The sequence below is a fragment of the Microbacterium sp. X-17 genome (genome assembly GCF_039615055.1).
Genome location: NZ_JBDHNI010000002.1, coordinates 1,081,263 through 1,102,499, shown reverse-complemented (window position 1 = coordinate 1,102,499; position 21,237 = coordinate 1,081,263). Strand labels below are relative to the sequence as shown.

At 71.4% G+C, this 21,237-nt stretch carries 17 protein-coding genes and 1 riboswitch; of the genes, 6 read left to right on the top strand and 11 right to left on the bottom strand.

Annotated elements, in window-relative coordinates:
• Positions 1 to 12 precede the first annotated feature (12 nt).
• The 5 genes from ABCS02_RS13830 (at position 13) to ABCS02_RS13810 (ending at position 6,513) form a co-directional block, all read left to right on the top strand.
• Positions 13 to 858, top strand: coding sequence for a pyruvate, water dikinase regulatory protein (locus ABCS02_RS13830; protein WP_345836223.1), 846 nt, complete (start codon positions 13 to 15; stop codon positions 856 to 858).
• A 22-nt stretch (positions 859 to 880) separates the two neighbouring features.
• Positions 881 to 3,298 (top strand): phosphoenolpyruvate synthase, encoded by a 2,418-nt coding sequence (gene ppsA, locus ABCS02_RS13825; protein WP_345836222.1) that lies wholly within the window; start codon positions 881 to 883, stop codon positions 3,296 to 3,298.
• Between the two features lie 61 nt (positions 3,299 to 3,359).
• The gene (locus ABCS02_RS13820) at positions 3,360 to 4,325 is read left to right on the top strand and encodes an ABC transporter ATP-binding protein (protein ID WP_345836221.1); all 966 of its coding nucleotides are present in this window, start codon (positions 3,360 to 3,362) and stop codon (positions 4,323 to 4,325) included.
• Entirely contained in the window at positions 4,322 to 5,944 is a 1,623-nt protein-coding gene (locus ABCS02_RS13815) for a polyketide antibiotic transporter (protein ID WP_345836220.1), read from the top strand. Before ABCS02_RS13820 ends, ABCS02_RS13815 begins: the two co-directional genes overlap by 4 nt.
• Before the next feature lie 89 nt (positions 5,945 to 6,033).
• Positions 6,034 to 6,513, top strand: coding sequence for a helix-turn-helix domain-containing protein (locus ABCS02_RS13810; RefSeq protein ID WP_345836219.1), 480 nt, complete (start codon positions 6,034 to 6,036; stop codon positions 6,511 to 6,513).
• Here ABCS02_RS13810 and ABCS02_RS13805 read toward each other — a convergent pair.
• From ABCS02_RS13805 to ABCS02_RS13770, 8 genes are all read right to left on the bottom strand, one after another.
• Positions 6,483 to 6,851 carry a VOC family protein gene (locus ABCS02_RS13805; RefSeq protein WP_345836218.1) on the bottom strand — a complete coding sequence of 123 codons (369 nt, stop codon included), beginning with the start codon at positions 6,849 to 6,851 and terminating at the stop codon, positions 6,483 to 6,485. The genes ABCS02_RS13810 and ABCS02_RS13805 overlap by 31 nt on opposite strands.
• A 282-nt stretch (positions 6,852 to 7,133) precedes the next feature.
• Positions 7,134 to 7,604 carry an NUDIX domain-containing protein gene (locus ABCS02_RS13800; protein ID WP_345836217.1) on the bottom strand — a complete coding sequence of 157 codons (471 nt, stop codon included), beginning with the start codon at positions 7,602 to 7,604 and terminating at the stop codon, positions 7,134 to 7,136.
• Positions 7,605 to 7,609: 5 nt separating this feature from the next.
• A complete protein-coding gene (locus ABCS02_RS13795) occupies positions 7,610 to 8,629 on the bottom strand; it encodes an aldo/keto reductase family protein (RefSeq protein WP_345836216.1) in 1,020 nt (339 codons plus the stop codon).
• Positions 8,630 to 8,649: 20 nt separating this feature from the next.
• Positions 8,650 to 10,701, bottom strand: coding sequence for an ABC transporter ATP-binding protein (locus tag ABCS02_RS13790; RefSeq protein WP_345836215.1), 2,052 nt, complete (start codon positions 10,699 to 10,701; stop codon positions 8,650 to 8,652).
• On the bottom strand, positions 10,698 to 12,431 hold the full coding sequence (locus ABCS02_RS13785; protein ID WP_345836214.1) for an ABC transporter ATP-binding protein: 1,734 nt from the start codon (positions 12,429 to 12,431) through the stop codon (positions 10,698 to 10,700). Before ABCS02_RS13785 ends, ABCS02_RS13790 begins: the two co-directional genes overlap by 4 nt.
• Positions 12,432 to 12,592: 161 nt before the next feature.
• Positions 12,593 to 13,813 (bottom strand): 23S rRNA (adenine(2503)-C(2))-methyltransferase RlmN, encoded by a 1,221-nt coding sequence (gene rlmN, locus ABCS02_RS13780; protein ID WP_345836213.1) that lies wholly within the window; start codon positions 13,811 to 13,813, stop codon positions 12,593 to 12,595.
• Between the two features lie 52 nt (positions 13,814 to 13,865).
• Complete coding sequence (locus ABCS02_RS13775) at positions 13,866 to 15,422, bottom strand: DUF4407 domain-containing protein (RefSeq protein ID WP_345836212.1); 1,557 nt, start codon at positions 15,420 to 15,422, stop codon at positions 13,866 to 13,868.
• 221 nt (positions 15,423 to 15,643) lie between these two features.
• Complete coding sequence (locus ABCS02_RS13770) at positions 15,644 to 16,429, bottom strand: enoyl-CoA hydratase-related protein (RefSeq protein ID WP_345836211.1); 786 nt, start codon at positions 16,427 to 16,429, stop codon at positions 15,644 to 15,646.
• A gap of 163 nt (positions 16,430 to 16,592) precedes the next feature.
• Here ABCS02_RS13770 and ABCS02_RS13765 point away from each other — a divergent pair, with 163 nt between their 5' ends.
• Positions 16,593 to 18,044, top strand: coding sequence for an APC family permease (locus ABCS02_RS13765; RefSeq protein ID WP_345836210.1), 1,452 nt, complete (start codon positions 16,593 to 16,595; stop codon positions 18,042 to 18,044).
• A 35-nt stretch (positions 18,045 to 18,079) separates the two neighbouring features.
• Here the strand turns inward: ABCS02_RS13765 and ABCS02_RS13760 are convergent, their stop codons facing one another.
• The 3 genes from ABCS02_RS13760 to ABCS02_RS13750 all read right to left on the bottom strand — a co-directional run bounded on the left by ABCS02_RS13760 (position 18,080) and on the right by ABCS02_RS13750 (position 21,133).
• Positions 18,080 to 18,817 (bottom strand): energy-coupling factor transporter transmembrane component T, encoded by a 738-nt coding sequence (locus tag ABCS02_RS13760; protein ID WP_345836209.1) that lies wholly within the window; start codon positions 18,815 to 18,817, stop codon positions 18,080 to 18,082.
• A complete protein-coding gene (locus ABCS02_RS13755) occupies positions 18,814 to 20,505 on the bottom strand; it encodes an ATP-binding cassette domain-containing protein (protein ID WP_345836208.1) in 1,692 nt (563 codons plus the stop codon). Before ABCS02_RS13755 ends, ABCS02_RS13760 begins: the two co-directional genes overlap by 4 nt.
• A 4-nt stretch (positions 20,506 to 20,509) precedes the next feature.
• On the bottom strand, positions 20,510 to 21,133 hold the full coding sequence (locus ABCS02_RS13750; protein ID WP_345836207.1) for an ECF transporter S component: 624 nt from the start codon (positions 21,131 to 21,133) through the stop codon (positions 20,510 to 20,512).
• Positions 21,126 to 21,234, bottom strand: a riboswitch (TPP riboswitch). (Overlaps the previous gene by 8 nt.)
• Positions 21,235 to 21,237 lie beyond the last annotated feature (3 nt).

Sequence of the window (21,237 nt, the reverse complement as noted above, 5' to 3'; positions counted from 1 at the left end):
AGTGTCGGCCCCATGGAATCCCGGACGGGCGCCGCCGCACCCGCGACCGCGCCCGCTCGCGCGGTCTTCTTCGTGTCCGACAGCACCGGGATCACCGCCGAGACCCTCGGCAGCGCGCTGCTCGCGAACTTCCCCGGGATCGGCTTCGAGCGGTATACCGTGCCCTTCGTCGACACCCCCGAGGCCGCGCACCACGTCGCGCGCGACATCGCGTCCGCCGCGGCCCAGGGCGCCGATCCCATCCTCTTCACCACCGTGAAGGCGCCCGCGGTCGCCGGCATCCTCTCGGGCACCCCGGCCACGCGCATCGACCTGCTGCGCGGCCACCTGACCGACCTCGAGCACGCGCTCGGGGTGACGGCGTCCGAGCAGCTGGGGCAGTACCACGGCGTCGCGAACACCGAGCGGTACTTCGCGCGGATGCGCGCGGTCGAGTACGCGATCGAGCACGACGACGGGCAGAGCGACCGTGCGCTGGACCTCGCCGACGTCATCATCGTCGCGCCGTCCCGCTGCGGCAAAACGCCGACGACGATGTACCTCGCGCTGCACTACGGCCTGCTCGTCGCGAACTACCCGCTGACCGACGACGACTTCCCGACCGACGGGCTCCCCCGCGCGATCGCGCCGCATCGCGCGCGCTGCTTCGGGCTCACGACGACGCCGCTGCGGCTCAGCCAGGTGCGTCACGAGCGCCGGCCGAACTCGCGCTACGCGAGCCTCGCGCAGTGCACGTCGGAGCTCCGCATGGCCGAGGGCCTCTACCGCCGCACCGGCGTCCCCTTCCTGAACTCGTCGACGAAAAGCGTCGAGGAGATGTCCGCCGTCATCATGCAGACCATGCATCTGCGCGCTTGACCCCTCCCAGAAGGAGCACACGATGAACGAGATCGCCTGGTTCGACCAGATCGGGATGGCCGACCTGCCCCGCGTCGGCGGGAAGAACGCCTCTCTCGGCGAGATGGTGTCCCACCTCGCCGCGCTCGGCGTGGCCGTGCCGAACGGCTTCGCGACGACCGCGGACGCCTACCGCGAGTTCCTCGCGCACGACGGGCTGGAGGACCGCATCCGGGATGCCGTCGCGCGGCTCGACGTCGAGGATGTCGCGGCGCTCACGAGCGTCGGCGCGACCGTGCGCCGCTGGATCGAGGAGCAGCCCTTCCCGCCGGCCCTCGAGCGCGCGCTGCGCGACGCGTACGCCGCGCTCGTGGCCCGCGACCCGCAGCCCGAGACGGTCACGTGGGCGGTGCGGTCGAGCGCGACGGCGGAGGACCTGCCGGATGCCTCGTTCGCGGGCCAGCAGGAGACGTTCCTCAACATCGGCGGGATCGACAACATCCTGCAGGCCGTTCGCTCGGTCTTTGCCTCCCTCTACAACGACCGCGCGATCGCGTACCGCGCGCACCACGGGTTCGACCACGCCGACGTCGCGCTGTCCGCCGGCATCCAGCGCATGGTCCGCTCCGACGTCGGCGCGTCCGGCGTCCTGTTCACGGTCGACACGGAGTCGGGCTTCGACGGCGCGGTCTTCATCACGAGCTCGTACGGCCTCGGCGAGGCGGTCGTGCAGGGGGCCGTGAACCCCGACGAGTTCTACGTCTCCAAGACGGCGCTGCGCGCCGGCCGGCCCGCGATCCTCAAGCGCTCGGTCGGCGAGAAGGCCGTCGCGATGCGCTACGCCGAGGGGCGGCACGTCGGCGGCAGCACGGCCTTCGCCGACGTCCCCGCGGAGGATCGACGCCGGTTCTCGATCACGGATGCCGAGGTCGAGGAGCTCGCGCGCATCGCGCTCGTGATCGAGGAGCACTACGGCCGGCCGATGGACATCGAGTGGGGCAAGGACGGCACCGACGGCCGGCTCTACGTGCTGCAGGCGCGCCCAGAGACCGTCGTCTCGCGCGACGACGCCGGCGTCGTCCGCCGGTTCCGGCTCCACGAGCGCGGCGAGGTCCTGACCGCGGGCCGCGCGATCGGCCAGAAGATCGGCGCCGGCCCGGTGCGGATCCTCACCGACCTCGCGCAGATGGACCTCTTCCAGCCCGGCGAGGTGCTCGTCGCCGACATGACCGACCCCGACTGGGAGCCGATCATGAAGCGCGCGTCGGCGATCGTCACGAACCGCGGTGGACGCACGTGCCACGCGGCGATCATCGCGCGCGAGCTCGGCATCCCCGCCGTCGTCGGCACCGGCGACGCGACCACCACGCTCGCGGGCGGGCGCGAGGTCACGGTCTCGTGCGCCGAGGGCGACACCGGCTTCGTGTACGACGGGATCCTGCCCTTCACCGAGGAGCAGACGCGGCTCGACAGCATGCCGGCGGCGCCGGTGAAGATCATGATGAACGTCGGCACGCCCGACCAGGCGTTCGCGTTCTCGCGCCTCCCGCACGCGGGCGTGGGCCTGGCGCGGCTGGAGTTCATCATCAACCGCCAGATCGGCATCCATCCGCGCGCGCTCCTGGAGCGCGACGGCCTGCCCGAGGAGCTGCGCGCCCGCGTCGAGGAGCGGATCGCGGCCTACCCGTCGCCGCGCGACTACTTCGTGCAGCGCGTCGCCGAGGGCGTCTCGATGATCGCGGCCGCCTTCGCGCCGGAGCCCGTGATCGTGCGGCTCAGCGACTTCAAGTCGAACGAGTACGCGAACCTGCTCGGCGGCGAGCTCTACGAGCCGCACGAGGAGAACCCGATGCTCGGCTACCGCGGGGCGTCGCGCTACATCTCGGCGGACTTCCGCGAGTGCTTCGACATGGAGTGCGAGGCGCTGCGCTACGTGCGCGACGAGATGGGCTTCACGAACGTGAAGATCATGGTGCCGTTCGTACGGACCGTCGGCGAGGGCCACGCCGTCGTCGAGCTCCTCGCCGAGAACGGCCTGCGTCGCGGGGAGAACGGGCTCGAGGTCGTCATGATGTGCGAGCTGCCGAGCAATGCGGTGCTCGCGGACGACTTCCTCGAGTTCTTCGACGGCTTCTCGATCGGCTCGAACGACATGACCCAGCTCACGCTCGGGCTCGACCGCGACAGCGGGCTGGTCGCGCAGACGTTCGACGAGCGCGACCCGGCGGTGCTGCGGATGCTGTCGATGGCGATCGAGGCCTGCCGGAGGCACGGCAAGTACGTCGGCATCTGCGGGCAGGGCCCCTCGGATCACCCCGACCTCGCCGAGTGGCTCGTGACCCAGGGCATCGAGTCCATCTCCCTGAACCCCGACACCGTGGTGGAAACGTGGCTGCGACTCGCCCACCTCCCCCGCGAGAACGCGCGTATGTCCGTTTCGGACGGCGTGTCTGTGACATAAGCGCGTTCTCGGCAGATTTGGGGTATTCAGGAAATTGTGAAATCGGTGTAGTGTCCGGGACGTGACCACCGTCATCCGCACTGCAGGCCTCGTCAAGCGTTACGGGCGCACGCGCGCCCTCGACGGGCTCGACCTCACGGTCGAGTCCGGACAGATCCACGGATTCCTCGGCCCGAACGGCGCCGGGAAGTCCACCACGATCCGCGTCCTCCTCGGCCTCGCCCGCGCGACCGCCGGCGAGGCGACCGTGCTCGGCGGGCATCCGTGGCGGGATGCCGTCCGTCTCCATCGCCGGATCGCGTACGTCCCCGGCGACGTGAACGTGTGGCCGAACCTCTCGGGCGGCGAGACCATCGACCTGCTCGCGCGCCTCCGGGGCGACGGGCGGGACGAGGGCTACCGCCGCGAGCGCGCGCGCCTCATCGAGGAATTCCAGTTCGACCCGCGCAAGAAGGGCCGGGCGTACTCGAAGGGCAACCGGCAGAAGGTCGCGCTCATCGCCGCGTTCGCCGTGCCCGCCGACCTGTACATCCTCGACGAGCCGACGAGCGGCCTCGACCCGCTCATGGAGGTCGTGTTCCAGCGCGAGCTCGCCCGGGTGCGGGATGCCGGCGGCACGGTGCTGCTGTCGAGCCACATCCTCTCCGAGGTCGAGCAGCTGTGCGACCGCGTCAGCATCATCCGGGCGGGGAAGGTCGTCGAGTCCGGCACGCTCGCGGAGCTGCGCCACCTGACGCGCACCGAGGTCTCGTTCGCCGCCGCGGATGCCGCGTCCCTCGGCGCGATCCCGGACGCACACGACCTGCACGTGCGCGACGGGCGCGCTCGATTCACGATCGACAGCGACCGCGTCGCCGGCGCACTGCCCGCCCTCGCGCAGCTGGGTGTCGAGGGGCTGCGGGTCGAGCCGCCCTCGCTCGAGGAGCTGTTCCTCCGCCACTACGGCGACGTGGTCCCCGGCCCCGAGGCCAATCCCGCCGCCCCCGCGGACGCGGCCGAGCCCGAGCCCTCCGAGGCCCGGCGATGAGGCGGATGCTCGCGCTGCTCCGGCAGCGGATGCGGCGGGACGGGCTGCAGCTCACGCTGTGGATCGTCGGGACCGTGCTGCTCGGCGCGCTGTCCTATGTCGGCGTGAGCCAGACCTACGGCACCGAGACGGACCGCGCGAACCTCCTAGCCGCAGCGATCGCCAACCCTGTCATCCTGCTCTTCCGCGGCCTCCCGGAGGGCGCCGGTACCGGGCCGTTCATCGCGTTCCTCATCGTCCCGTTCCTCGTGATGCTCGCGGCGTTCATGAGCACCTTCCTGGCGGTGCGACACACCCGCGCGGACGAGGAACTGGACCGCGCGGAAGTCATCGCCGCGACCCCGGCCGGGCGCGTCCTGCCGCTCGTCGCGACCATCGTGCACGGGGTGCTCGCGAACGTCGTCCTCGCGATCCTCGTCGCCGCATCGTTCGCGGCGCTCGGCCTGTCCGTGGCCGGGAGCGTCCTCGTCGGTGCCGCGACCGGCAGCGTGGGCGTCGCCTTCTTCGGCTTCGCACTGCTCGCCGCGCAGCTCGTGCGCACGTCACGCGCGGCGAACAGCGTCGCGGTGTGGGCGATCGTGATCACGTTCCTGATCTCGGGCGTCGGCAACGCGATCGGCACACCCTCCGCCGACCTCCAGAGCGTGCAGAGCTCGTGGCTCGCCTGGCTGTCGCCGTTCGGATGGGCGGAGAACACGCGGCCCTACGCCACCGACAACGCACTCCCTCTGCTCCTCACACTCGGGATCGCCGTCGCCTGCACGGCCGGTGCGTTCGTGCTGCAGGCGGCGCGCGACATCGGCGGCAGCCTCCTGCCGGAGCGGCGCAGCCGCGCGACGGCGGGTGCGGCGCTGGGCAGCTCGTTCGGGCTCGTGTGGCGACTGTCGCGCGGCGCGGTGATCGGCTGGGCGGTCGGCGGGCTCGTGAGCGGGCTGCTCGCGACGCGGCTGTCCGACGTCATCGCCCAGGTCAGCGTCACGATCCCGTCGGTGCAAGCGATCATGCAGGCGCTCGCGGCGGGCGGAACGCTGCAACAGGGCATCGTCGTGATCTTTTTCACGATGGTCGGGATCCTCGCCGCGTGCTGCGCCGTTCAGACCGTCTGCCGCGCGAGGCAGGAGGAGGCTCACGGCACGGCGGAGCCGGTGCTGGCTGCGGTCGTCGGCCGCGTGCACTGGCTCGCCGACTACGTCCTCGTCGCCCTGGTCGGCATAGTCGTGACGATCGGGGCCGGGGTCGCGGGCGCGGCACTGGGGTTGGCGACGCTGAGTGAACCGGACTGGTCGCTCCTCGGCGACGTCATCGTGACCGGAGCGGGCCAGATGGCCGCCGCCGCCGTCTTCCTCGTCATCACGGCACTCGTGTTCGTGCTCGTGCCACGCCTCACGATCGCGGTCGGGTGGACCCTCGTCGTCGTCGGGACGATCCTCGGCCTGTTCGGGTCGCTCTTCGGGTTCCCGCAGGCGCTCGTGGACGTGTCCCCGTTTGCCGTCACCCCGACCGTGACGGCGAACGCCGTGGACCTCCGCGGTCTGTGGTGGCTCGTCCTCGCCGTCGCGGTGGGGGCCGCGGCATCCCTCACCCTCATGCGTCGGCGTGAACTGGCGGGTGCCGAGTGAGTGCCGACCCCTCGCGAGAACGCGCTCGTGTCACAAAAACACCCGCAAAACGTGACACAAGCGCGTTCTCACGTGGGAGGGCGGACGGGGTGCTCGGGGCGGACGGGGTGGAGGCCGTCGAGCACGCGGCGGCGATGCTCGACGTCGCGGGGATGCCGCGGATGCCGGCGCGCGTCATGATGATGCTCGTCGGGGCTCCGGACGGGGGACTGACCGCCGCGGAGCTCGGCGAGCGGCTCGGGGTCTCCCCCGCAGCAATCTCCGGCGCGGTGCGCTACCTGCAGAACGCCGCGTTCATCCGACGCCTGTCGCGCGCCGGCGATCGCGTCGCCCGCTACGACCTCATGGCGGACGGCCTGCACTCGATGATCCTCGCGAACATCCCGTTGTACGAGCGGCTCGGCGCGTACATCGACACGATCGCGGGCAGCATCGAGGGCGCACCCGCCTCCGCAGCCCGAGCCCGCGAAATGGCGGACTTCCTGCGCTTCCTCGGAGCCCGGATGCCGGGGCTCGTGGCGGAGTGGGAATCCCGCTCTCAGCCCTCGACCTCGGTGACGCCCTCGTAGAGACCGATGTGGTTGCCGTCGGGATCGACGATGACAGCCCACCAGCTCGTGTCGGAGATCGGCTGCTTGTCCCGCGCGACCGTCGCGCCGTTCGCCTCCGCCAGCGCGATCGTGTCGTCGATCGAGTCGACCTCGACGTAGGACCGCGGCTGGGTGAAGCCCTCCTCGCGCGGGGCGAGCCCGCCACCCGAGATCTGGTTGGGCGCCCGCCACATGGGGTAGCCCTCGAAGCCGGGAGCCTCCGCGATCTCCCAGCCGAAGAGGGTCGAATAGAAAGCGCCCGCTCGCGCGTGATCGGAGACCGGGATGTCGATGTGCGTGATGTCGCCGTGAGCCATGATGCGTCCCTTCGTCGGGGACGCCGGTCGTCCCGCGCGCGCCCAGTCTCTCCCGACCCCCGCGATGTCACAACCCCTCGACCGGGCCCGCTCCGCGCCGCCGCGGCGGCGGCTCCGGCGTCCCGCCCGAATGAGCGGAGGAGATGGGACGAAGGGAGGAGCCGAGCTCGCGAACTCTCCCTCCCCCGGTCACATCTCCTCCCGCGGTGACGCCGCGCGCGGGCACGGGAGGGCGGCGCGCGGGCGCCGCGCGGGCGAGGTGCGCAACCAGGGCTGCGCGGGTCAGGCGGCGAGGCGGGCGACCAGGGCGGCGAGGGCGGGGCGCTGGCCCGCGGGGAGACGCGGGTGGGCGGCCTCGAGCGGCATCCACTCCGCGCGATCGACCTCGGGGAACGCCTGCACGCGGCCGGAGCGCGGCGGCCACTCGAGGTCGAACGTGCCGAACACGAACGGCGACGGGGCCCAGTCCTGGCCGTCGACGGCGAAGACGGTCACGCGCTTGCCGGACGAGTACGCGAACTCGCCGAGCTCGACGAACGGGAGGGCGGGCGGGTCGACGCCGAGCTCCTCGCGGAACTCGCGGATCGCGGCGTCCTGCGGCCGCTCGGAGTCCGGGTCGTACTCGCCCTTCGGGATCGACCAGGCGCCGGCATCCTTCCGCGCCCAGAAGGGGCCGCCCAGGTGCCCGAGCAGGACCTCCACCCCGTCGGCCGCGCGTCGGTGCAGCAGGATGCCGGCGCTCCGGATCGGCACGGCGCTCAGTCCCCGCGGGGACGGGACAAAGACGACTGCTGGTAGGTGAGCTCGGGGTCGGTGATGACGACCTCGGCGAGGGCGGCGTCGATCGCGCTCATCGTGGCGTCGTCGAGGACGACCCCGGATGCCTTCACCGTGTCGTCGAGCTGCTCGGGACGCGAGGCGCCGACGATCGCCGACGCGACGTTCGGGTTCTGCAGGACCCACGCGATCGCGAGCTGCGGGAGCGTGAGCCCGGCCTCCGCGGCGATCGGCCGGAGCCGCTGCACGGCCTCGAGCACCTCGGTGCCGAGGTACCGCTTGATGAACGCGGCGCCGCTCTTCTCGTCGGTCGCGCGCGTGTCCTCCGGAAGCGGGTGGCCCGGCAGGTACTTGCCGGAGAGGACGCCCTGGGCCATCGGCGACCAGACGATCTGCGAGATCCCGAGCTGTTCCGAGGTCGGGATGACCCGCTCCTCGATGACGCGCCACAGCGCCGAGTACTGCGGCTGATTCGAGATGAGCTGGATGCGCAGTTCGGTGGCGAGCTCGTGGCCGGCGCGCAGCTGCTCGGGAGTCCACTCGGAGACCCCGATGTAGAGCGCCTTGCCCTGGCGGACGATGTCGGCGAACGCCTGCATCGTCTCCTCGAGCGGGGTCTCGTAGTCGTACCGGTGCGCCTGGTAGAGGTCGACGTAGTCGACGCCAAGCCGCTTCAGCGAGCCGTTGATCCCTTCGAGGACGTGCTTGCGCGACAGACCCTCGTCGTTCGGTCCGTGCGGTCCGACCGGCCCGTAGACCTTCGTGAAGATCTCGAGGGACTCGCGGCGCTGTCCCTTGAGCGCCTCGCCCAGCACGACCTCGGCCGCCGTGTTGGCGTACGTGTCGGCGGTGTCGAATGTCGTGATGCCGAGGTCGAGTGCGCGATGCACCGTGGCGATCGCCGCCTCGTTGCCGACCTGGGACGCGTGCGTGACCCAGTTCCCGTACGTGATCTCGGAGACTCGGAAGCCGCTGTTGCCCAGGTATCGGTAGGTGACCATTCCCTCACGCTAGCGGCCGCTCACGAGACCGCTGCGTCCTCCTCCTCGGCGTCGATCGCCTCGGCGATCGCAGCGTCCCGCTCCTCCTCGTCGAGGTCGGCCGCGGCCTGCTCGAACTGGGAGTTGTACAGGCGGAAGTACGCGCCGCGCGCCGTGATCAGCTCGTCGTGCGTGCCCTGCTCGACGATCGACCCGTTCTCCATCACGAGGATGAGGTCGGCGTCCCGGATCGTCGACAGGCGGTGGGCGATCACGAACGACGTGCGCCCGTCGCGCAGCGCCGCCATCGCGTTCTGCAGCAGCAGCTCGGTGCGGGTGTCGACGGAGCTCGTCGCCTCGTCGAGGATCAGCACCGAGGGCTGCGCGACGAACGCGCGCGCGATCGTGATGAGCTGCTTCTCGCCCGCGGAGATGTTCGACGCGTCCTCGTCGAGGACCGTGTCGTACCCGTCGGGCAAGGAGTGCACGAAGCGATCGACGTACGTCGCCCGCGCCGCGGCGAGGATCTCCTCGTCGGTCGCGTCGGCCCGGCCGTAGCGGATGTTCTCCCGGATCGTGCCCGCGAACAGCCACGGATCTTGCAGCACCATGCCCGTCTTCGCGCGGATGTCGTGCCGCGTGAGGTCCGCGATGCTCTGGCCGTTCAGCAGGATGCGCCCGCCGTCGAGCTCGTAGAACCGCATGATGAGGTTGACGAGCGTCGTCTTACCTGCGCCCGTCGGGCCCACGATCGCCACGGTCTGACCGGGAGCGACGCGGAACGACAGGTCCTGGATCAGCGGACGCTCGGGCGAGTACGAGAACGACACGTGGTCGAACTCGATCGTGCCGTCGCCGTCGACCGGCGCCGGGGCATCCTCCGCGTCCGGCTGCTCCTCAGACTCGTCGAGCAGATCGAACACCCGCTCGGCCGAGGCCGTGCCGGACTGCACGACGGCGGCCATGCCGCCGAGCTCGGCGAGGGGCTGCGTGAACTGCTGCGAGTACTGGATGAACGCCTGCACGTCGCCGAGCCGCAGCTGGCCGCTCGCGACCATGAGGGCGCCGAACACCGCGATCCCGACATAGGTCAGGTTCCCGATGAACATCATGGCCGGCATCATGATGTTCGACATGAACTGGGCCTTGAACGAGGCCTGGTACAGCTCCTCGTTCTCCGCCCGAAACGCCTCGCGCGAGCCCTGCTCGCGCCCGAAGACCTTGACGAGCGCGTGGCCCGAGAAGGACTCCTCGACGCGCGCGTTGAGCCGGCCGACCTTGCGCCACTGGACGCCGAACGCCTTCTGCGAGCGCGGACCGATGACGCCGAACAGGATCGCCATGAGCGGGAACGTCACGAGCACGACGAGCGTCAGCTGCCACGAGATCGACAGCATCATGATGAGCACGCCGATGATGGTCAGCACGCTCGTCAGCGCCTGGGAGAGCGACTGCTGCATCATCTGCGTGATGTTGTCGATGTCGTTCGTGACGCGCGAGATCAACTCGCCGCGCTGCACCCGGTCGAAGTAGCTGAGCGGCAGGCGGTTGACCTTCGCCTCGACCTGCTCGCGCAGGCGCCACATGGTGCGCACCATGACGATGTTGATGACATAGCCCTGGAGCCACATCAGCAGCGACGACGCGATGTACAGTGCCAGGACGAGCAGCAGGACGCGGCTCAGCGCCAGGAAGTCGACCCCGGCGCCGGGCACGAAATCGCGCATCGCACCCACGATGTTGGCCAGGTCCTGCTGGCCCGATGCGACGAGCTGATCGACGACCTGCTGCTGCGTCGCGCCGGCCGGGGCCATCGAGGAGATGACGCCCTCGAAGAGGATGTTGGTCGCATTGCCGAGCACCTTCGGTGCGAGCACGGCCAGCACCACGCCGATCGCCCCGAGGATCGAAACCCCGACGAAGGCGAGCGCATTCGGCTTGAGCAGCCCGATCAGGCGCTTGAACGACGGCCAGAAGTGCGTGGCCTTGCCGGGCGCGACCGCGCCGCTCCAATCGTTGGCGGCGAGACGCGCGGACTCGCCGAGCTCGATCTCTTCCTTCTCCTCGGCGGTCATCTCCCTGTCGCGGCTCATCGTGCGGCCTCCGCCCCGAGCTGGGATTCCACGATCTCGCGGTAGGTCTGGCTCGTCTCGAGGAGCTCCTCGTGCGTGCCGAGCCCGACCACGCCGCCGTCGTCGAGCACGACGATTCGGTCGGCGTCGGTGATCGTCGAGACGCGCTGCGCGACGACGATCTTCGTCACCTCCGGAAGTTCTCGCCAGAGCGCCTGTCTGAGCCGCGCATCCGTCGCGAGGTCGAGCGCGGAGAACGAGTCGTCGAACACGAGCACCTCCGGCCGGTGCACGATCGCTCGGGCGATCGCGAGACGCTGCCGCTGCCCGCCCGACACGTTCGTGCCGCCCTGGGCGATCGTCGCGTCGAGACCGCCGTCCATCTGCGCGACGAAGTCGCTGCCCTGCGCGATCTCGAGCGCCTGCCACAGCTCGGCATCCGTCGCGGCCTCGCGGCCGAACCGCAGGTTCGACCCCACGGTGCCGGCGAACAGGAACGGTCGCTGCGGCACGAGCCCGATCGTCTTCCAGAGCGCGTCGAGATCGGCCTCGCGCACGTCGACGCCGCCCACCAGGACGGCGCCGCCCGTCACGTCGAACAGTCGCGGGAGGAGCGAGATGAGCGTCGTCTTGCCGGCGCCGGTCGACCCCACGATTGCGACCGTCTCGCCGCGCGCCGCCGAGAAGCTGATGTCGGACAGGATCGGGTGCTCCGCCCCGGGGTATGTGAAGGACGCGCCCCGGAACTCGACCGACCCCCGCATCGGGAACGCGTGCACGCCGTCGGCCGGCCGGGACAGCGACGACGACGCACCCAGGACCTCGCCGATCCGCTCGGCGGACACGGCCGCGCGCGGGATCATCATCGTCATGAAGCTCGCCATCATGACGCCCGAGAGGATGATCATGACGTACTGCATGAAGGCGAACAGCGTGCCGATCTCGACCGTGCCGTCGTTCACCTGGATGCCGCCGAACCAGATCACGCCGACGACCGTGACGTTGAGGATCAGCATCACGGCCGGGAACAGCAGCACGAACAGCGACCCGACCTTGCGGCCGACGACCATGATGTCGGTGTTGGCCTCGCGGAACCGCTCTGCCTCGATCGGCTCGCGGACGAAGGCGCGGATGACGCGGATGCCGGTCAGCTGCTCGCGCATGACCCGGTTCACGGCGTCGAGCTTGCCCTGGTAGCTGCGGAAGAGCGGGACCATCCGGCTGATCACGAGCGCCGCGACGATCAGCAGGATCGGCACCGCGACCGCGATGATCCACGCCAGACTCGGGCTCTGCCGGATCGCGAGCACGATGCCGCCGATCGCGAGCAGCGGCGCCGACACGAGGAACGTCGCCGACATCATCGCCAGCATCTGCACCTGCTGCACGTCGTTCGTGTTGCGGGTGATGAGCGAGCCGGGCCCGAAGGTCGTGACCTCGCGCTCGGAGAAGCCGGAGACCCGCTCGAACACGTCGTCGCGGATGTCGCGACCGAGCCTCATCGCCGCGCGGGCTGCGAAGAACGTCGCGATGATCGACGCGATGATCTGGCCCAGCGACACCGCGAGCATGAGCCCGCCGGTGCGCCAGATATAGGCGGTGTCGCCCTTCGACACGCCGTTGTTGATGATGTCGGCGTTCAGGCTCGGCAGGAACAGCGAGGCGAGGGCCGAGACGATCTGGAAGACGAGCAGGCCGAGGAGCAGCCAACCGTAGGGCCTGAGGTAGCGGACGAGAAGCTTCGCGAGCACGGTCTCTCCCGGTTGGAGGTCGGAGGGGCGGTGAAAAAAGACTCGCACGCACCACCGACATCCGGCCAGGGGGTCACGTGCGCGTTCGCGCCGGGCGTCAGACTAACACGATATATCGCGTCTTGGCCAGCGTCGCATTCACGCGAATCCAGGACAAGAGATCACGCGCGCGCGGCGGCGCGCTGATCCTCCTCGGTCGCGACGAGCTGCCCGCAGGCGCCGTCGATCTCCTTGCCGCGCGTGTCGCGGAGGGTCGTCGGGATGCCCGCGGCCTCCAGCCGGCGCACGAACTCGTTCTGCACGGAACGGTCGGACGCGGTCCAGATCGAGCCCGGCGTCGGATTGAGCGGGATCGGGTTGACGTGCACCCAGCCCCGCCCCCGCGCGTTGAGCTTCTCCGCGAGGAGGTCGGCGCGCCACCCGTGGTCGTTCATGTCCTTGATGAGGGCGTACTCGATCGAGACGCGGCGCCCGGTCGCGTCGAAGTAGGCGCGCGCGGCATCCAGCGCCTCGTCCACCTTCCAGCGCGAGTTCACGGGGATGAGCTCGTCGCGCAGCGCGTCGTCGGGCGCGTGCAGCGACAGCGCGAACGTGACGGGGAGCTCCTCCGCGGCGAGCTTGCGGATCGCCGGCACGAGCCCGACCGTCGACACCGTGATGCCGCGCGCGCTCATCCCCATCCCGTGGGTTTTGTCGACCATCACGCGCACCGCCTGCATGACCCGCGCGTAGTTCGCGAGCGGCTCCCCCATGCCCATGAAGACGATATTGGTCACCCGCTCGTCGGGATGCTCGGGGGTGTCGAGCTCGCCGGCGCGGATCGCGGCATTGGCCCGCACGACCTGCGCGACGACCTCCGCGGCGGACATGTTGCGCGTGAGCCCCGCCTGCCCCGTCGCGCAGAACGGGCAATTCATCCCGCATCCGGCCTGGGACGACACGCACAGCGTGATGCGGCCCGGATACCGCATGAGGACGGACTCGACGAGCGCACCGTCGTGCAGCTTCCACAGGAACTTGATCGTGTCTCCGCTGTCGGTCTGCAGCCGGCGCACCTCGGTGAGCAGCGGCGGGAGGAGGGCGACGACGAGCTCCTCGCGACCGGATGCCGGGAGGTCGGTCATCGCCGCCGGATCGTCGGTGTAGTGCGTGAAGAAGTGCTTCTCGAGCTGCTTGGCGCGGAAGCCGGGGAGGCCGAGCTCCGTCACGCGGGCGACGCGCTCCTCGGGGGTGAGATCGGCGAGATGCGCGGGCGGCATACCGCGGCGCGGCGACGCGAACTGGAGGAGCGGCCGGCCCGCGGCATCCTTCTTCTGCGACCAGCCCTCGGTCGCCGGCCGCACCTGGCGGTCGGCCCGTCCGGATGCGTCGGAGGAACTCACCCTCCCAGGGTAGGCGACGCCTCCGACCCCGCCGCCATCGCGCGAGACGCGGCTAGGAGGGGGTGGCGGTGCCGGGGGCGACGATCGAGGCGCGCTCGCGCCAGGTGCGGGCCGACACGCGGTCGAGGTCCACCTGCCGGCGCATCGCCTCGGCGCGCTCGTACAGCGACGGATCTCCGTAGCTCGTCAGCACCTTCACGAGGACCGGCAGCAGCTCGATCATGAAGAAGAGGCCCGCGATCAGCGCGTGCGCCCAGCCGAGCGCCGGCTCCCGGGCGGACAGCCGCTCCAGGGCGCTCATCTGGCTGAGGAGGCCCACCGCGTCGGCGTTGCCTCCCGCCACCGCCGCGGCGCGGTCGTTGTAGGCCGCCAGCGCCGCGTCGTACTGCTGCTGCGCCGCGGGGAGCTGGTCCTGCGCCTGCTGCTTGTTCTGCTCGGCCGAGGTCGCGGCGGCGGCCGTGCCGGCGGAGTTGGCCGACGTCAGCGCGGCCTGCGCCTGCTGCAGCTGGCCGGCGAGCGCGTCGTACGACGCCTGCGCCTGGGTCAGCTGAGCCTGCGCGGCCTGGGAGCTGGTGCCGGTGCCGGCGACCCCCGTGCAGCCGGGGACCGTTCCCGCGCCCTGCCCGGTCAGCTCGCACTGATACAGCGCCCGCGCCTGGTCGATGACGGTCTGCTGGGCCGCGACCTGCTGCGTGAGCTGGTCCACGCTCTGCTGCGCCGCCGTCGACTCGGCGGACGTGGTGGACGTCCCCGCCACCGTCCCGGTCGCGGCCTGGTTCTCGAGGGCCGACACGCGACTGCTCGCGGCATCCAGCGCCTGCTTCTCGGGGCCGTTCGTGACGGCATCCTGATCGGACTGCGCCTGCACCACGTTGGTCGACGTGACCTCGCGGGCGATGTCGTTGTGGAAGGCCTGGAGCACGAGCGGCTCCGCGACGACCACGCCGATCAGCGCCGCGAGGATGATGCGGGGGATCGCCAGCCCGATGAGCTTCCAGACGTTGCGCGTCGACCGCATCGTCGAGGTGAGGAAACGGTCGAGGTTGAAGATGATGAGCGCCCACACGAGGGCGAGCGGGACCGCGATCCAGGGCGAGATGCGCACGCCGGTCAGGAGCGCGAAGAACATCGACAGCGCCGAGACGACGGCGGTCCCGGCGAGCACGAAGAACATCTGCACGAACCGAGAGGTCTCCGCCGGCACGTCGTCGAGCACGGCGCCCTGGGCCCCGCCCAGGATCGCAAGCAGGCGTGAGGTCGGCATCCGGCGGCGGCGCGGGGATGCGGCGCGGCGCGTGGTGGCCTCGCGCGCATCCTCGGGCTCGGGTGCGGGCTCGGGTGCGGGTGCGGGCTCGGGTGCGGGCTCGGGTGCGGGCTCGGGCTCGGACTGGGGTGCGGGGGCCGGCTCGGGAGCTGGGGTGGGTGCCGGTGCGGGTGGGGCCGGGACCGGGGCGTCGATCAGCTCGGTGACGGCGTCGTCGGCGCGAGGGTCGTCCGCGGGATCCGTGAGGGTCCGCAGGTCGCTCAGGTACAGCGGTTCCTCGTCCACGGTGTACTCGATGCGGCCGTCGGAGCCGAACCGGCCAGGTCGATGGGCGGAATAGGACATCGACCCAGGGTAGAAGTGCCCGCCTGTGCGGCAGGTGCGTGCCTCCAAGGAGCCACCTGGACGCGTCGGTGCGTCGAGGTGCCCGCCGATCCGCTCGCACAACTCCTGCAGTTCGGGCGCGGGAGGGCGGATCCGAGGCCGACACGCGGCCCGCCATCACGGATTGCAGGAGTTGTGCGAGGGTCGCGCGGCAGCCCCAGCCCGGATGGCCCGGGGTCGGGCTACCGAGCCGGCCGCTCCTCGGCGCGGCGGGCGGATGCCGCGGCGAACGCGGCCACCCGGCTGCGGGATTCCTCGGTGTCGAACGCGCGGCCGATCGTGGCGGCCTCGTCGGCGAGATTGTCCGCGAACGAGCGGTGCGCGCCGGTGCGGATGAGGCGTTTCGCCTGCCCGAACGCGGCGGTGGCCCCGCCGAGCCAGAAGCCGGCGACCTCCCGCGCGCGGGCACCGGCGTCGTCGGCGACCTCGGCCACGAGCCCCCAGTCGAGGGCCTCCGCGGCGGTCAGAGCGCGGTCCTGCAGGAGGAGCTGGAGGGCGCGGCGCTGGCCGATCGCTGCGGGCAGAAGGGTCGAGACCCCGAGGTCCGGGGTCAGGCCGACGTTCGCGTAGCGGCTGACGAAGCGCGCCGACGGCGACGCGATGACATAGTCGGCGGTCAGCATGAGCCCGAGGCCGCCGCCCGCTACCGCGCCCTGCACGGCCGCGACGACAGGCGTGTCGGACTCGACGAACGCGCGGATGCCGTCGTGGATCGCGCGTGCCGTCGCGGCCACCTCGGAGCCGCCAATACCCGACGCCGCCATCGCGATGACGTCGCCGCCCGCGCAGAACGCGGGGCCGGCGGCATCCAGGAGGACCGCCCCGACGGCGGGATCCGCGGTGACGCGGCGGGCGATGTCGCGCCAGCGCTCGCCCATCTCGATGTCCGTCGCGTTGAACCGCTCGGGACGGTGGAGGGTGACGCGGGCGAGACCGTCCTCGATCTCGAGCAGGATGCTGTCGGTCATCGGTCTCCTTCGATGGGCGATCCGGGTCTCAGGATAGGGGGCGAGTCCGTCCACCGAAATCCGAGCGCAGAGGGGCGCGCCGGGGTCTGGCAGGCTGCCCCCACAGCATCGTGCGGCACTTCCGCCCCCACCCGAGGAAACGAAAATCGCTACTACGAACGACGTGCAGTCGGACTCAGCCCCCGCCCCTTCGGCGACTCTCGCCCCCTCGAAGGGGATCGGAACCCTCGGAGCCGTCTTCGCGGCGATGTCCTACGCAGCGCCCCTGACCCTCGCCGTCACCTTCATCCCGATCATGATCGCGTTCGGCGCGGGTCTCGCCGCGCCGGTCATGATCGTGATCGTCGGTGTCGTCATCGGGCTCTTCTCGATCGGATTCCTCGCGACCGTGCGACGTCTGAAGCGCTCCGGCGGCTTCTACAGCATCATCACGGCCGGCCTCGGCCGCCCCATCGGTCTCGGCCTGGGGCTCGTCGCCACGATGATCTACGGATCGATCCTGCTCGGCGCGATGGCGCTGATCGGATGGAGCGCGAACAACCTGATCCACGGAACCCTCGGCGGACCCGACGTGCCCTGGTGGATCTACTCCCTCGTGGTCGTCGTCGTGGCCGGCGTCCTCTGCTTCCGTGACCTGGCGACCTCGGCCAAGGCGCTCGGAGTGCTCGTCATCATCGAGCTGCTCGTCGTCCTGATCTACGACATCGCCGTCATCGTGCAGGGCGGCTTCGACGGGTTCCACGCGCCCTCGTTCGACTTCTTCTCGAGCATCACCGGGACGCCGGCGCTGGCCATGCTGTTCGGCGTCTTCTTCTTCGGCGGCTTCGAGTCGATGGTCATCTTCCGCGACGAGGCCCGCGGCGGGGAGAAGACGATCCTGCGCGCCACCCTGACCTTCATCGGCATCTGCATGGTGTTCTTCGCCATCTCCGCCTTCATCTTCATCCAGGGCGTCGGCGAGCAGAACGTTGTGGCCGCCGCCGCCGAGAGCCCGAGCGGGTCGTTCTTCGACAGCGCCGAGATGTACCTCGGGCAGGCCGGCCGGGTGATCGTGTCCGCGCTGCTCATCACGAGCCTGCTCGCCGCGGTCGTCGCGTGCCACAGCATCGTCGCGCGCTACCTCAGCAACTTCGGGCGCGACGCGATCCTCCCGACCGTGCTCGGCCGGATCCACCCCCGATTCACGTCGCCCGCCGTCGCCTCGCTGGTCGTATCGGCGATCTCCCTGCTGACGCTCATCATCATGGTGGCGGTCGGTGGCGACCCGAACGCCTTCTACACCGTCAACTCCGGATTCTCCGGATGGATGTTCATCTCCGTCATCTCCCTCGCCGGGGTCGCCGTGGTCGTGTACCTCTGGCGCAACGGACGCCGGTGGGCGTTCATCCTCCCGACCGCGTTCGCGACGCTCGTCCTCCTCTATGCGGCCTACCTCGCCGCGACGAACCTGGAGCTTCTCGTCGGCTCGGACTCGTTCATCCTCGCCCTGGCCCGCATCCTGGCGGTCGCGGTCGTGGTGTTCGGGATCGTCTACGCGCTCGTGCTGCGTCGGACGAAGCCGGACGTGTACCGGCGCATCGGGCGCCAGGAGGATGACCCGGGCCCAATCGTCTAACGACCCGGCTCGGGCGCTCGGGCTCGGGCTCGGGCTCAGGCGAAGACCGGGTGCCAGGCGCCCGTGAGGATCGCCGCGGTCAGAGCCGCCGCCGGGATCAGCGCGGCGTAGGCGAGCAGCAGCGCGTCGCGGACGTGGAAGCGCGAAGGGCGCGCCCACGTGCGCGGGGTCGGGCCGCCGAAGCCGCGCGCCTCCATCGCCGTGGCGAGGGCGGATCCGCGGCGCACCGACAGCACGAGCAGCGCGAACGCCATGCCGAGCACGCGCCGGATGCGGCCGTGATCGGCCACGCCGCGCGCGCGGCGGGCGAGGGCGAGCGCGCGCCAGTCGTCGCCGAGGAGCTCCATGAGCCGCATGCCCGCGAGCGCGCCGAGCACGAACCGGGCGGGCAGCCGCACGAGCTGCGCGAGGCCGTCGGCCAGCTCGGTGGCGTCGACAGTCGCGAAGAGGACGACGGCGGGCAGGCCGATCGCGAGGATCCGCAGACCCGTCGCAAGCGCGAGCAGGAGGGATCCCTCGCTCACCCGGACGAACACCCACTCGAACAGGACCGCACCCGAGGTCTGCCCGTAGAGCGCGATCGTGAGGGCGACGAGCGGCGCCGCGATCCACACGGGGGCCGTGCGGGTCCAGAACGCGCGCCAGGAGAGCCCCGCCGTGGCGAGGAGCGGCACCTCGAGCACGAGCGCCGTCGCCGCCGACACCGGATCGATCGTGACCACGAGCGGCAGCGCGATGACCAGGACCGCCGCGAGCTTAGCGACCGGGTTCATCCCGTCCCCCCTTCACCCTCCCCCGCGGGCTCGCCCGCACCCGCGCGCCCACCCTCACCCGCGCCGAGCCCACCCTCCTGCGAGCGCTCGCCCGCGGGCGCGGGCGCTCCCTCACCCGCACCGGGCCCACCTCCTCCTCGCGAGCCCACCCCGTCGCGGCGCTGCGAGGAGGTGGATTCGCGAGGAAGAGGTGGGTTCGCGGCCGGGGTGGGGAGGGAGCCCGGCGCGAGGGGGACGGGGGCGGGAGCGGGAGCGGGGTCCAGACGGGCGAGGGGGAACGGGCGGGCCTGGAGGGCGGCGGCGACGGCGGGGTCGTGGGTCGTCACGACCAGGGCCGTCCCGGCGTCGCGTTGGCGGGCCATGATGCCGACGAGCTCCGCCCAGGTCGTGGCATCCTGGCCGAACGTGGGCTCGTCGAGCACGAGGACGCGCGGGCGCGACGCGAGCACCGCGGCCACGGTGAGCCGGCGCTTCTCCCCGCCCGAGAGCGTGAACGGATGCGCCTCCGCGAGCGCGCCGAGCCCCAGGCGCTCGAGGAGCTCGTCGACGCGGGCCCGAACCTCCCCCTCGGGCAGGCGTAGGGCGCGGGGTCCGACCTCGAGCTCGCGCCGGACGGTACGGGCGAGGAGCTGATGCTCGGGCTCCTGAAGGACCGCGCCGATGCGGGTGAGGAGGGAGCGCGACGGCCACGCCGCGGGATCGCCCTTCGCCCCCCGGGCGAGGGCCGGCGTCGCGACCACCCGACCGGCGACCGGCGGCAGCAGCCCCGCGAGCGTGAGCCCGAACGTGGACTTGCCGGCCCCGTTGGGCCCGGTCACGGCGAGCGCCTCCCCCGCCCGGAGCTCGATCCCGAACGGCCCCGCGACCGGCTCCCCGCGGCCGACCACGAGATCCTCCGTCGTCAGCAGCACCTCGCCGGGCGCGTGCGGCGGCGGCGAGGGGACGCGCGGAGGGATCCCGGGCACCCACACCCCGCCGGCCGCGAGCTCCGGCCCGCGGCCGCCGAGCACGGCCGACGGGCTGCCGTCGGCGACGACGCCGTCCGGGCCCAGCACGACGACGCGGTCGACGAGCGGGAGCCACACGTCGACCCGGTGTTCCACGAGGACGAGGGTCGCGCCAGAGGCGTCCGCGGCGCGGCGGACGGCATCCCGCACCTCCACGACCCCGTCCGGGTCGAGGTTGGCGGTCGGCTCGTCGAGGAGGATCGCGCCGGGCCGCATCGCGAGCACGCCCGCGAGCGCGAGGCGCTGCCGCTGACCGCCGGACAGCGCGGTCGTGGACCGGTCGAGCGGCAGGCCCAGGCCGACGGCATCCAGGGCCGCGGCGACGCGCGGCCCGATCTCCTCGCGCGGGACGCCGAGGTTCTCGCACCCGAACGCGACGTCGTCCCCGACCCGCGCAAGCACCGTCTGATTCGCCGGATCCTGCAGCACGAGGCCGGCGCGTCCGCGAGCGGACGCGGGCGGCACCCCATCCACCAGCAGCGCGCCGGTCTGCTCGCCCTCGTCGTCGCCGCCGAGCACGCCCGCGAAGCCGTGCAGGAGCGTGGACTTGCCGGCGCCGGACGCCCCGAGCAGGAGCAGGCGCTCGCCCGGTTCGATCCGCAGGCTCGTGTCCCGCACCGCCCACCGATGGCGCGTCGCGTAGCGCCAGCCCCAGCTGCGCGCCTCGAGCGCCGCCGGCATCGGGTCAGACGCGCCGGCCCGCGTCGCGTCCCGACGCGAAGCGGTTCAGCGCGCCCGTCGCGGCGAGCCCGCGCGCGATGAGCCAGGATCCGATACCCGCGATGACCCCGCCGGAGACGATGCTCGACACGACGTACACGGTCGCGAACGTGGCATCCGAGCCGGGGTAGGAGAACACGAGGTCGTTGATACCGCACGCGAGGCCCGCGCCCGCGCCCGCCAGGATGGCGACCGGCAGACGCCACACGGCGTACGCGAACAGGAAGAACACGATCTCGGCGCCGAGGCCCTGGACAAGCCCGGACACGATCGTCAGCGGCCCCCACACGTTGCCGACGAGGGCCGAGATGGTGGCGGCGACGAGCTCCGCGTAGATCGCCGCACCGGGCTTTCGGACGATGAGCGCCGCAAGCACCCCGGCGACGAACCACGGTCCGTTCACGAGACCCTGGAGTCCGGGGAGAAGCGGCGTGAGGAGGGTTGCGGGCCCGAGGTACGCGACGTTCCAGACGACGAACAGGAGCGCACTGGCCACGGCGACGACGCTCGCGACCACGATGTCGACGACGCGCCACCGCCAGACGATGCGCGCGTAGGCGTTGCGCGGAGACGTGGAGACGGAATGCATGACTTCTCCTTCCTGCGCTGGCATGACCCAGATCAGGTTCGACGGTCGAAGCTTGATTGCTTCCTCTCAGCCCGGCACACCGGACTCCCGTGGTTGATGCGCAT